Here is an 11,589-nt window from a genome sequence, read left to right as displayed (position 1 = left end):
TCCGGCGGGCTGCCCGCGACGGGAGGCTTCCGGCCCCAGGTCATGGTCACCATCGACTACCGCGACCTCCTCGAACGGCTCCACCGGCTGACCGACACCGGGGAAGCGGGCGGCGGGCAGGCCGCGGGCACCGACTCAGCCGTCGGGGACCCGCCACCACCAGCCGCAGAAGAGTTCCATGGCAACGCCACGACCGGCTTCACCGGCGACGCAGCCGGAAGTGTCAACGGCTCCGGCCCCTTCGGCTTCACCGGGGACGCGGCGGAAGGTGCCACCGGCGCCGGCCCGTTCGGTTTCACCGGCACCGGGACCATGGCGTTCACCGGGCCCGTCACCGCCGCGACCATCCGCAAAATCGCCTGCGACGCCGACATCATCCCCGTCCTCCTCGGATCCAAGGGCCGCGTTCTGGACATCGGCCGCACCACCCGGGTCTTCCCGCCCCACATCCGCAAAGCCATCACCGCCCGCGACCAGGGCTGCGCGTTCCCCGGCTGCACCATCCCCGCCCCCTGGTGCGAAGCTCACCACATCGACTATTGGTCCCGCGAAGGCTCCACCAGCACCGACAATGGAACACTGCTCTGTTCACACCATCACCACCTGATCCACAAAGAAGAATGGACCATCCAGCCCCGCAACGGCATCCCATGGTTCATCCCGCCACCCCACCTCGACCCCCACCAGCAACCGAGACTCAACCACTACTTTCGCTGCTGAGGCACGCGACCGGCCGCCGGAACCCGGACGGACATGAGCAGGGCAGGATTGCCGCTCTTCCCGGCCGCCCCGCCGGTTCCGGGTTGTAGGCAACCGGCCCACCGGATGCAATAGTGACGGGATGATCAACCAGCAGCAACTTTGGGATACCGAGGCGGCGAAGCACTACGACACCCCCGGAGAGGGAATGTTTTCCCCCGAAGTAATCGGCCCCACGGTGGACGTCCTCGCAGAACTCGCAGGCGACGGCCGGGCCGTAGAGTTTGCCATCGGCACGGGCCGGGTCGCCATCCCTCTGTCCGAAGCAGGAGTGCCGGTCTGCGGCGTCGAACTGTCCCATGCGATGATCTCCCGCCTTCGTGAGAAGGTGACCGAGGATCAGATTCCCGTCGTTCAGGGCGACATGACGGAGGCTGTTGCGGGAGAGGGATTCTCGCTGGCAATCCTGGTGTTCAACACCATCGCTAACCTGTTGACTCAGGACGAGCAGGTCCGCTGCTTCCAGAATGCTGCCCGTCATCTGGCTCCCGGCGGCAGTTTCGTGATTGAGCTTTGGGTGCCGCAGTTGCGATCGCTACCACCCGGACACACTGGAACGGTTGAAGTGAGCCGGCCCGGGTACCTGCTTGTCGATACGTACGACGTTCTGAATCAGCACGTTGTCTCGCACCATGTGCGGTTCGGCCCGGAACTATCCGACGGGCGGGAGGCGCGGATCGGACGGACGCCGCACCGGTACATCTGGCCGAGCGAACTGGACCTCATGGCCCGACTGGCTGGCTTCGAGCTGGAATCCAGGTGGGCGGATTGGGACCGCAGCGAATTCACCGCGGACTCCCGCAGCCACGTCTCGGTGTTCCGGCTCGCGCAGGATTAAACTCGCGCAGGGTCAAAGGCGAATGACTTGCCATCCGTCAGGCGGGCCATAGACTCTGCCACATGTCTGGTCTTGGGGGAACGAAAACCGTCCGCGGCGTTGTGGTGTTCATATTGGGCGTGACCTTGGCCGTCGGACTGGCCACCTGCGCGTACGAGGACGAAGGGGATCCGCTGCCGACGTCGGCGAACGCGAGCCCTGCGTCCGCACGAACTCTTCCCGCCAAGGACCCGGACGTGCTGGCCGCGGAAGCACGCAACTACGTAGAACTCGAACGACGCCTGGCCACGGCCCCCGGATCAGTCCTGCTGGCCGACGCCGGCCCCGCCGACGGGCCCGGCGTCGGCTTTCGGAAAGCCGCGACCGTCACGACTGCCGGACCCTACACCGTCACCGCGGCGTGCGTCGGCATCCCGCGCGCCCAGATCTACCTCTCCCAGGGGATCCCAGGCGGCACCGATCACCAGGTGTTCGAAGTCGATTGCTCAGGAACCCAGACGCAGGTCATCCAGCTCCAGAAGGGGTCCATCGGCGCGCAGCTGATGTGGCGCCACGACCCCACGGCAGCCTGGACCGGTGCGGTCGCCGGGATCAGGATCACTGTCGGCTGAGCTAAGGAAACGGTCCGACTCAGCCCGTCGTGAAGGGGAGCGGGGTACCCGCCGGGAATGGAACGGCGCCCTGGTCCGGCGTCATGGTGAACCATCCTTCGTTCTGCTGGGTGAGGAAGAAGAGTTGGCGGCCGCCGGCATCCAGCGGGTCGCCGTCGGGGTAGGACGCCCCGCACGTGACCGGCATTGACGCGATGCGGACAGGACCCTCGCCAAGACGGCCCTTAAGCACCTGCTCCACTTCCACCACATGCACGTTGGCCTGGTACCCGTAGGTCTGCACCTCGCCGTCCCGCTTCAGCGCTCTGCCAACCACAACCGCGCCGGCGTGGTCGAAGCGCTGCTGCATGGTTGAGAAGCGGACCCAATCAACGCAGGTGTCAGTGTGGGAGACGGGCAGCACCCAGCAACCGCTGAGCAGCGCAACCAACAGAACACCGATAGTCATCTTCCCCGCGAACCTGCGCATGCTCGAACCATAGCCGCCGCGGCGAACGGGGTCTATGGAAAGTACCCGCCGGTCTCCGGCGGAGCACCGGCGCTAACGGAACAGGGCGAACACCCGGAGCGGTTCCGGATTGAAATCTCCACCCTCGGTGAAACCCAGGGCCTGGTAGAAGGCGCGCTGGCCGGGTTCGTTGTCGGTCAGAAGAACCGTCTGACGGACGTGCCCGAAGCGCGTCTGGACCGCTTCCAACAACGCACGCCCCACGCCGCATCCCCGGAACGCCGGGTCAACAAGGATGTCCTGCAGGTAGCAGACGGTCGCATCGTCCGAGACGGCGCGTGCCAGCCCGACGAGTTCCCCGCCGGCATTGCGGGCGGTGACCACAAACGATGAGTTCCGGATGGCCCGCACCAGCAGCTCCGGGTCCCGGGTATAGGCGGCCCACCCGACGGATTGGTACAGTGCCAAAGCCTCGGCATCGGACACACCACGGCCGGCGGAGATTGAAAACTCAGGCATCGAACCAGTGTGGCATGCTGAATCCCGTGCCCCCACGGAACCCACCCACAGCCCCGTCACGCGTCCTCTTCTACGGCGTCACCGGAAGCGGCAAGTCCTCGGCCGCCCGTGCCTACGCCGCGCGGACTGGACTGCCCGAGTATTCCGCCGACGACGACATCGGCTGGCTTCCGGGCTGGCGGCAACCGAGCACCGAAGAACAGCGGGAGCTCGCGGCGGGAATCGCCGGCCAGGACCAGTGGGTGCTGGACAGTGCCTACGGCGTGTGGCGCGACCTCGTGGTCCCACGCGCGCAACTGATCGTGGGCCTGGACTATCCGCGCTGGCTCTCGCTGCTCAGGCTGATCCGCCGCTCCGTGCGGCGGGTCATTGTCCGCGAGCAGGTCTGCAACGGGAACCGGGAATCGTTCGGCCGCCTCGTCGCCCCCGACTCCATTGTCGGCTGGCACTTCCGCTCCTTCAGCCGCAAACGGCGGGTCATGCGCGAACTGAAGAGCACCCCCGGCGCCGCCGAGGTCATCATCTTCCGCCATCCCCGCGAACTCGACGCATGGCTTCAACGGCTCCCGCAGGCGGACCCGCAGGCGGACCATCAGGGGGACCCGCAAGCCGCCAGGTAGGTGGGGCGCCGGGCTCAAGTCTGCCTGTCAGCGGATCGGCTCGCCCCGCGCGTCGACGCGAAAATCGGCGATCACGCGGTTCGTGGCCGTGTCGATGATGACGACCGAATGGGCCGGCCAGCCGGGGTCGGGAACGACCGTGTAGGCCACGTCGGTGAGCCTGGTTGCCCGGCCTGCATCGTTGATCCTGCGGTTGAAGGTGTCCACCACCTGGTTCGTCGCGGTGTTGACGGCGACCGTCTCCTGCGGAAGCGACGTGGCGTTGCCGGAGGCCGGCGTAGCGTTCCACCAGCCGTCATAGCCCCCGATCGGACCGTCGGATCGAGACCCAGCGGACTGGCCCGACCCGCCGGACTGGCCGGCGCCCTGCGCGGCGGCGGACTGGGCCGCACCGATGCCCAGCGGCACAGCGGTCAACATGGCCAGCGCCGCCGCGGCGGTCAGCAGTTTGTTTTTCATAATGTCCCCCAACATCGAAGCGAATTCACCGCTGACTGTAGCAAGTCCTATTTCTTGCCGAAGATACCGCCCAGCAGTCCGCCGAGGCCGCCGTCGTCCTTCCGTGTGTCGTCCTGCCGGCCCTGCGTCGTGTCTTCCGGCTGCTGCCCGGGAAGGTCGACGTCGATCAGCTCACCCGGCCGCGGCGCGCCGTCGGCCGGCTGCCCTTGCGGGAGGGGCTGGGGCTCGGGCGAGGTGCCGGACTCAGGGGCGGGAGTGTCCGCGGCGTCGTCGGCGGTCCGCTGCTGGCCGCCGCCAAACATGCCGCCCAGGAGATCGCCCAGGCCGCCGCCGGCACCGCCCGCGCCACCAAGAATCCCGCCGAGGATGCCGCCCAGGTCGATGCCGCCGGCAGCGGCCTGGCCGCCACCGGTACCGCCGCCACCCTGACCACCCGCGCCGGCCTGGCCGCGGCCGCCCAGGACCTTGTTTGCGAGGTAGGACATCACGATCGGCGCCAGCAGAGGGAGGAGTTTGCGGACCAGATCCCCGCCGACCCCGCCAAGCTGCGCGGTGCCGGCCAGTTGCTGGGCCACCTGGTCCTGCCGGCCGCCAAAGACGTGGTTCACTATTTTCTCGCCGTCGGCGGTGTCCACCCGGGCGGCGTCGACGCCGCCGTCGACCAGGCCGTCCTGGTGCTGTACCAGCGCCGATTCCAGCGACGCCGCGCCTTCCGGAGCCTGCGCATTGTTGTGCAGCCCGGCCAGCAGGGTGGGCACGGCGGCCTCCACCGCGGCCTGGGCGCTCTGCCGGTCGGTTCCGAGCATGTCGGCGATCTGGTCCACAGGGATCTGCCCGAGGATGTCTTGGAGCTCAGTCATGGCCTTCTCCTTCACCCGCGGGCGTTCCCGCGGACAGTGGTGGCGGCACCGGCAGCATTGCCGTCGCCGAACTGCATGCCCTTGCATCGTAGCCCGGTGTCCCGCGGCGGGGGAGGGACGGACGGGAAGGCGCCCCCGGAGCCCCTGCCGTCGTCCGGGAACCGGGGCGATTGCGGGTAATCTTAGAGAGTTCCGGAGCCGGCCCGACCCCTCCGGAGGAGTTCATGGCAGGCAGCAAAAAGGCGAGGTAGATGGTCCACATCTGGAACGATCCGTCCGAAGTCCCGGCGGACTTCGGCCCGTCCGTGGTCACGTTCGGCAACTTCGACGGCGTGCACCGGGGCCACCAGCAGGTGCTCTCGCAGCTCATCCGCACCGCCCGCCTGAACCATGCCCGCGCCGTCGCCATCACCTTCGACCCGCACCCCGCGCAGGTGCACCGCCCCGAATCCGCCCCCGAGCTGATCATGGGGCTGGAGGACAAGCTCGTGGCCCTCGGCGAGGTGGGCCTGGACGCCGTCCTAGTGATGAAGTATTCACTGGAACTGGCCAGCCTCACTCCGGAGGAGTTCGTTTCCTCCGTGCTCGTCGATGCGCTCAAGGCCAGCCACGTTGTCATCGGCCACGACGCCCGCTTCGGCCGTGGCAATTCCGGGGACCTGGACACCATGAAGGCGCTGGGTGAGAAGCTGGGCTTCGACGTCCAGGTCATCAGCGAGTTCGGTTCCGAAGGCTACCCGCTCCACGGCCACCACGACGACGGCGCACACCACGACGGCGGGGCAGGGGACCGCCGCTGTTCCTCCACCTGGGTCCGGGAGGCCCTGCGGGAGGGCGACGTCGCCACCGCCGCCGCCGTCCTCGGCCGGCCGCACCGGATGCGCGGTGAGGTGGTCCACGGCGCCGCCCGCGGCCGCGACCTCGGGTTTCCCACCGCCAACCTTTCCGCCGAGGCCACCGGCTACATTCCGGCGGACGGCATCTACGCGGGCTGGCTCGTCGACCAGGGCGGCACGCGCTGGCCGGCCGCCATTTCGGTCGGCTCCAACCCGACCTTCGACGGCGTCAGCCGGCAGGTCGAGGCGCACGTGATCGACCGCCCGGAAGAGGCCGTCGAGGACTTCGATCTGTACGGCCAGACAGTTGTGGTCGAGTTTGTCGCCCGGCTGCGGGGCATGGTCGCGTACCGTGGCCCTGAAGCGCTCGTCGAGCAGATGCGGCTGGACGTTGTTCAGGCCCACGACATCCTGACCGCGCGCTGAGGCAAAGGAAAGGCACCCCACGTGACCATTGAGAAAAACACGCGCGAGCTGGACAAGGACATCGTCCGCGACTTCAGCTCCCGGATGAGCTACGCCTCATACCTTCAGCTGCCGACCCTGCTCAGCGCCCAACGGCCGGTCAGCGCACCCGAGCACCACGACGAGATGCTGTTCATCATCCAGCACCAGACCACGGAACTGTGGCTCAAACTGGTGCTGCACGAACTGCGCAGCGCGGCCGCCTGGCTCCGCGCCGACGACCTCGGCTCCGCGCTCAAGGCGATCGCCCGGGTCAAGCACATCCAGAAGACCCTCACCGAGCAGTGGTCCGTGCTCGCCACCCTGACGCCCACCGAGTACTCCCAGTTCCGCGGCTTCCTCGGCAACTCCTCCGGGTTCCAGTCCAGCCAGTACCGGGCGGTGGAATTCCTGCTCGGCAACAAGAACCGCAAGATGCTCCCGGTGTTCGAGTCGGACCCCGAAGCCCACGGGATGCTGCTGGAACTGCTGGAAGCCCCGAGCATCTACGACGATTTCCTCGCCTACCTCAAGCGCCAGGGCTTCGACGTGCCGGCCTCGGTACTGAACCGCGATGTCAGCCAGGCCCACGAGTTCTGCCCCGAACTGGTCCCGGTGTTCAAATACATCTACGAAAACGCGGCCAGCAACTGGGGCGCCTACGAGGCCTGCGAGGAACTCGTCGACCTGGAGGACAACTTCCAGCTCTGGCGGTTCCGGCACCTGCGCACCGTTCAGCGCACCATCGGCATGAAGGCCGGCACCGGCGGCTCCAGCGGCGCCGCGTTCCTGCAGAAGGCCCTCGAGCTGACCTTCTTTCCGGAGCTGTTCGCGGTGCGCACGGAGATCGGCCAGTGAGCGCGGACGGCACCGACACCACAGCCCTCTGGCAGCGCGCCCGGGACCTCGACGCCGCTGACCCCCTCGCCGCCTACCGGGAACACTTCATCGGCACGGACACGAAGCTGTCCTACCTCGACGGCAACTCCCTGGGCCGCCCGCTCAAGCGCACCGTCACGGACATCAGCACCTTCATCCAGGACAGCTGGGGCGGCCGCCTGATCCGCGGCTGGGACGAGGAATGGCTGGAACTGCCGCAGGCCATCGGCGACCAGTTGGGCCGCGCCGTGCTCGGCGCCGCCCCGGGGCAGACGATCATCGCCGACTCCACCACCGTGGTGCTCTACAAACTGATCCGCGCCGCGCTGGCCGCCGTCGCCGGCCCGGCCCGCACCGAGATCGTGCTGGACACGGACAACTTCCCGACCGACCGCTACCTCGTCGAGGGCATCGCCCGCGAAGAGGGGCTCACGCTGCGCTGGATCGACGCCGACCCCGCTTCGGGCGTCACCGTCGAGCAGGTCCGCGCCGCCACCGGCCCGGCCACCGCCGTCGTGGTCCTGAGCCAGATCGCCTACCGTTCCGGCTTCCTCGCGGACCTGCCCGGCATCACCGCCGCCGTGCACGACGCCGGAGCCCTGGTGGTCTGGGACCTGTGCCACTCCGCCGGCTCGGTGGAGATCGGGCTGGACGCCGCCGGCGTCGACTTCGCCGCGGGCTGCACCTATAAGTACCTGAACGGGGGACCGGGCTCGCCCGCGTTCGCCTACGTCAACGCCCGGCACCTGCCCGGGCTCCAGCAGCCCATCTGGGGCTGGATGGGACGCAAGGACGCGTTCGAAATGGGGCCCGGCTATGAGCCCGCCCCCGGCATCCGCGGTTTCCTCAGCGGTACCCCGGCCGTCTTCGGGATGCTGGCCATGCGCGGCACCCTGGACCTGCTCGAGGAAGCCGGCATGGCCGCCGTCCGGGAGAAATCGAAGCTGCTGACCGCGTTCGCCGTCGAACTTTATGACGCCTGGCTTGAACCGGCCGGGGTGCGGCTCGGCACCCCGCGGGACCCGGAGTTGCGCGGCAGCCACATCACCGTGGACCACCCGGCCTTCCGCGAAATGACGGCGGCGCTGTGGGAACAGGACGTGATTCCGGACTTCCGCGCACCTCAGGGCATCAGGATCGGGCTCTCACCGTTGAGCACCTCCTTCACCGAGCTGTACCAGGGCGTCGCGGCGATCCGCTCGCTGCTGGACGGCTCCGAGTAAGCGGCCGGCGCCGCATGGTTTAGACAACTTCGGCGCCGTGCCAGTAAACTAAACGTTGGATCCGGCTGCAGTCCGTGGCGGCTGGCTCTTGTTGTGTAGGGAAGACTTATCCCCTGGGGATGGGAATTCCGGCGCGGCACCCCCGGCAGTGAATTACTGATTCGGGCCTCACGGCACATCTCTAGGAGTTATCGTGGCACTTGAAGCCGCTGTAAAGCAGTCCATCATGAAGGATTTCGCAACGTCCGAGGGCGACACCGGTTCGCCGGAGGTCCAGGTTGCAGTCCTGACCCAGCGGATCAAGGATCTGACGGAGCACATGAAGGAGCACAAGCACGATTACCACACCCAGCGCGGTCTGCTGGCCATGGTTGGTCGTCGCAAGCGCATGCTCACCTACCTCAAGAACACTGACATCAACCGCTACCGTGCGCTCATCGAGCGCCTCGGCCTGCGCCGCTAGTCAGCTCTAAGGGGCGGCCCTTTCCAGACGGAAGGGGCCGCCTTCTTCAAACAAAACTCAACAGGAGGATCAACCGCATCACGCATTCGCGGTCCTCGGTAGTGACCTCCGGGAACGGCTTCAAGGATTGAAGCCACGGCCCGTGGGTCTCGATCGATGACCGGGTGCAGTGCAGGCCAGTAGACAGATGCTGGGCTGGGTTGATGCGGCTGGGCTCCGTGAAACAAGAAACGGAGGTGACTCTCTTGGAGGGTCCCGAAATCCAGTTCTCAGAAGCCGTCATTGACAATGGCCGCTTCGGCAAGCGGGTTATCCGCTTTGAAACCGGCCGTCTTGCCAAGCAGGCAGCCGGCGCAGCCATGGTCTACATCGACGAAGAGACCGCGCTGCTGTCCGCCACCACCGCCGGCAAGCACCCGCGTGAAGGGTTTGACTTCTTCCCGCTGACCGTCGACGTCGAAGAGCGTATGTACGCCGCCGGCCGCATCCCGGGCTCGTTCTTCCGCCGCGAAGGCCGCCCCTCCACGGAAGCCATCCTGGCCTGCCGCCTGATGGACCGCCCGCTGCGCCCCGCCTTCGTGAAGGGCCTGCGCAACGAGGTCCAGATCGTCGTCACCGTGCTCTCCATCAACCCGGACGAGCTCTACGACGTCGTCGCGATCAACGCGTCCTCGATGTCCACCCAGCTCTCCGGCCTGCCCTTCTCCGGCCCGATCGGCGGCGTCCGCGTTGCCCTCGTCGCCGACGAGCACGGCTCGCAGTGGGTTGCGTTCCCGAAGCACTCCCAGCTTGAGAACGCTGTCTTCAACATGGTCGTTGCCGGCCGCATCGCGGGTGACGACGTCGCCATCATGATGGTTGAAGCCGAAGCCACCGACAACTCCTGGAACCTCATCAAGGAACAGGGCGCCGCCGCCCCGACCGAAGAGGTCGTTTCCGAGGGCCTCGAGGCTGCCAAGCCGTTCATCAAGGCACTCTGCGAAGCGCAGTCCGACCTGGCAGCCCGCGCCGCCAAGCCGACCGTCGAATTCCCGGTCTTCCTGGACTACCAGGACGACGTCTACGCCGCTGTGGAATCCGCTGCCGCCGAGAAGCTGGCCGCCGTCTTCCAGATCGCGGACAAGCAGGAGCGCGACACCGCCTCCGACGAGCTCAAGGACGAGGTCACCTCTTCCCTGGCCGGCCAGTTCGAAGGCCGCGAGAAGGAGCTGTCCGCAGCTTTCCGCTCCGTCACCAAGCAGGTTGTGCGCCAGCGCATCCTCAAGGACCAGATCCGCATCGACGGCCGCGGCCTGACGGACATCCGCCAGCTCACCGCCGAGGTTGAGGTTCTGCCCCGCGTCCACGGCTCGGCCATCTTCGAACGCGGCGAGACCCAGATCATGGGTGTCACCACGCTGAACATGCTCAAGATGGAACAGCAGATCGACTCGCTGTCTCCGGTGACGCGCAAGCGCTACATGCACAACTACAACTTCCCGCCGTACTCCACCGGCGAGACCGGCCGCGTCGGTTCCCCGAAGCGCCGCGAAATCGGCCACGGTGCCCTCGCGGAGCGCGCCATCATGCCGGTGCTGCCGTCCCGCGAGGAATTCCCCTACGCGATCCGCCAGGTGTCTGAGGCTCTCAGCTCCAACGGTTCGACGTCGATGGGTTCCGTCTGCGCCTCCACGCTGTCCCTGCTCAACGCAGGTGTGCCGCTGAAGGCTGCCGTTGCCGGTATCGCCATGGGCCTGGTCTCCGACCAGGTTGACGGCCAGACCCGCTACGCCGCGCTGACCGACATCCTCGGCGCCGAAGATGCCTTCGGCGACATGGACTTCAAGGTTGCCGGTACCTCCGAGTTCGTCACGGCCATCCAGTTGGACACCAAGCTCGACGGCATCCCGGCGTCGGTCCTGGCCGCCGCCCTGAAGCAGGCCCGCGAAGCCCGCCTGCATATCCTGGACGTCCTGAACTCCGCGATCGACACCCCGGACGAGCTCTCCGAGTTCGCGCCGCGCGTCATCGCGGTCAAGATTCCGGTAGACAAGATCGGCGAGGTCATCGGCCCGAAGGGCAAGATGATCAACCAGATCCAGGAAGACACCGGAGCCGACATCTCGATCGAGGACGACGGAACCGTCTACATTGGCGCTACCAACGGCCCGTCTGCCGACGCAGCACGGTCCGCGATCAACGCCATCGCCAACCCGCAGGTCCCGGAAATCGGTGAGCGCTACCTGGGCACGGTCGTCAAGACCACCACCTTCGGCGCCTTCGTTTCCCTGACCCCGGGCAAGGACGGTCTGCTGCACATCTCCGAGCTGCGCAAGATCGCCGGCGGCAAGCGCGTGGACAACGTCGAGGACGTTGTCTCCGTCGGCCAGAAGATCCAGGTGGAAATCACCAAGATCGACGACCGCGGCAAGCTCTCCCTCTCGCCCGTCGTGGCGAACGAGGAAGGCGCGGCCGACGCCGACAACGCTGAGGTCTCCGTGGAGTCCGCAGAGTAGTCTTTCCTGACCCAAGGAGCGGGGCCGGTGGATTCGTCCACCGGCCCCGCTGCCGTTAAAGGCAGGTAGGATTGCAGGCAGATTTGGCACACTTCCCGTGCCGGTTTTATTGAAAGGCCTTAATGACTGTCGTCC

The 11,589-nt window shown here is 67.1% G+C and carries 13 protein-coding genes; 9 read left to right on the top strand and 4 right to left on the bottom strand.

Annotated elements, in window-relative coordinates:
* The 3 genes from ABLI39_RS13435 to ABLI39_RS13425 all read left to right on the top strand — a co-directional run.
* Nucleotides 1-720 (top strand): HNH endonuclease signature motif containing protein (locus ABLI39_RS13435; protein ID WP_349413922.1); only part of this gene is annotated, 720 nt, incomplete at its 5' end.
* A 121-nt stretch (nt 721-841) separates the two neighbouring features.
* Nucleotides 842-1,597, top strand: coding sequence for a class I SAM-dependent DNA methyltransferase (locus ABLI39_RS13430; RefSeq protein ID WP_349413921.1), 756 nt, complete (start codon nt 842-844; stop codon nt 1,595-1,597).
* Between the two features lie 62 nt (nt 1,598-1,659).
* The gene (locus ABLI39_RS13425) at nt 1,660-2,208 is read left to right on the top strand and encodes a hypothetical protein (protein WP_349413920.1); all 549 of its coding nucleotides are present in this window, start codon (nt 1,660-1,662) and stop codon (nt 2,206-2,208) included.
* A gap of 19 nt (nt 2,209-2,227) precedes the next feature.
* Here ABLI39_RS13425 and ABLI39_RS13420 read toward each other — a convergent pair whose 3' ends face one another.
* Together ABLI39_RS13420 and ABLI39_RS13415 are read right to left on the bottom strand one after the other, a co-directional pair.
* A complete protein-coding gene (locus ABLI39_RS13420; protein ID WP_349413919.1) occupies nt 2,228-2,656 on the bottom strand; it encodes a hypothetical protein in 429 nt (142 codons plus the stop codon).
* A gap of 93 nt (nt 2,657-2,749) precedes the next feature.
* Nucleotides 2,750-3,175 carry a GNAT family N-acetyltransferase gene (locus ABLI39_RS13415; protein ID WP_349413918.1) on the bottom strand — a complete coding sequence of 142 codons (426 nt, stop codon included), beginning with the start codon at nt 3,173-3,175 and terminating at the stop codon, nt 2,750-2,752.
* Between the two features lie 26 nt (nt 3,176-3,201).
* On the opposite strand from ABLI39_RS13415, the gene ABLI39_RS13410 reads away from it, so the two are divergent.
* Nucleotides 3,202-3,795, top strand: coding sequence for a P-loop NTPase family protein (locus tag ABLI39_RS13410; RefSeq protein ID WP_349413917.1), 594 nt, complete (start codon nt 3,202-3,204; stop codon nt 3,793-3,795).
* Nucleotides 3,796-3,822: 27 nt separating this feature from the next.
* Here the strand turns inward: ABLI39_RS13410 and ABLI39_RS13405 are convergent, their stop codons facing one another.
* Nucleotides 3,823-4,254, bottom strand: coding sequence for a hypothetical protein (locus tag ABLI39_RS13405; RefSeq protein ID WP_349413916.1), 432 nt, complete (start codon nt 4,252-4,254; stop codon nt 3,823-3,825).
* A 47-nt stretch (nt 4,255-4,301) separates the two neighbouring features.
* Complete coding sequence (locus ABLI39_RS13400) at nt 4,302-5,114, bottom strand: DUF937 domain-containing protein (RefSeq protein WP_349413915.1); 813 nt, start codon at nt 5,112-5,114, stop codon at nt 4,302-4,304.
* Nucleotides 5,115-5,365: 251 nt separating this feature from the next.
* On the opposite strand from ABLI39_RS13400, the gene ABLI39_RS13395 reads away from it, so the two are divergent.
* From ABLI39_RS13395 to ABLI39_RS13375, 5 genes are all read left to right on the top strand, one after another.
* Nucleotides 5,366-6,376, top strand: coding sequence for a bifunctional riboflavin kinase/FAD synthetase (locus ABLI39_RS13395; protein WP_349413914.1), 1,011 nt, complete (start codon nt 5,366-5,368; stop codon nt 6,374-6,376).
* 21 nt (nt 6,377-6,397) lie between these two features.
* The gene (gene kynA / locus ABLI39_RS13390) at nt 6,398-7,252 is read left to right on the top strand and encodes a tryptophan 2,3-dioxygenase (RefSeq protein WP_349413913.1); all 855 of its coding nucleotides are present in this window, start codon (nt 6,398-6,400) and stop codon (nt 7,250-7,252) included.
* Nucleotides 7,249-8,496 carry a kynureninase gene (gene kynU / locus ABLI39_RS13385; protein ID WP_349413912.1) on the top strand — a complete coding sequence of 416 codons (1,248 nt, stop codon included), beginning with the start codon at nt 7,249-7,251 and terminating at the stop codon, nt 8,494-8,496. The genes kynA and kynU overlap by 4 nt, the downstream gene beginning before the upstream one ends.
* Before the next feature lie 193 nt (nt 8,497-8,689).
* The gene (gene rpsO, locus ABLI39_RS13380; protein WP_138769772.1) at nt 8,690-8,959 is read left to right on the top strand and encodes a 30S ribosomal protein S15; all 270 of its coding nucleotides are present in this window, start codon (nt 8,690-8,692) and stop codon (nt 8,957-8,959) included.
* A gap of 245 nt (nt 8,960-9,204) precedes the next feature.
* Nucleotides 9,205-11,454: a polyribonucleotide nucleotidyltransferase gene (locus ABLI39_RS13375; RefSeq protein ID WP_349413928.1), complete on the top strand. Its 2,250-nt coding sequence runs from the start codon at nt 9,205-9,207 to the stop codon at nt 11,452-11,454.
* Nucleotides 11,455-11,589 lie beyond the last annotated feature (135 nt).

Origin of the sequence: Pseudarthrobacter sp. B907, from assembly GCF_040137805.1 — a bacterium.
Lineage (GTDB): Bacteria > Actinomycetota > Actinomycetes > Actinomycetales > Micrococcaceae > Arthrobacter.
The sequence above is the reverse complement of the archived record's forward strand: the minus strand, read 5'-3'. Positions and strand labels throughout refer to the sequence as shown.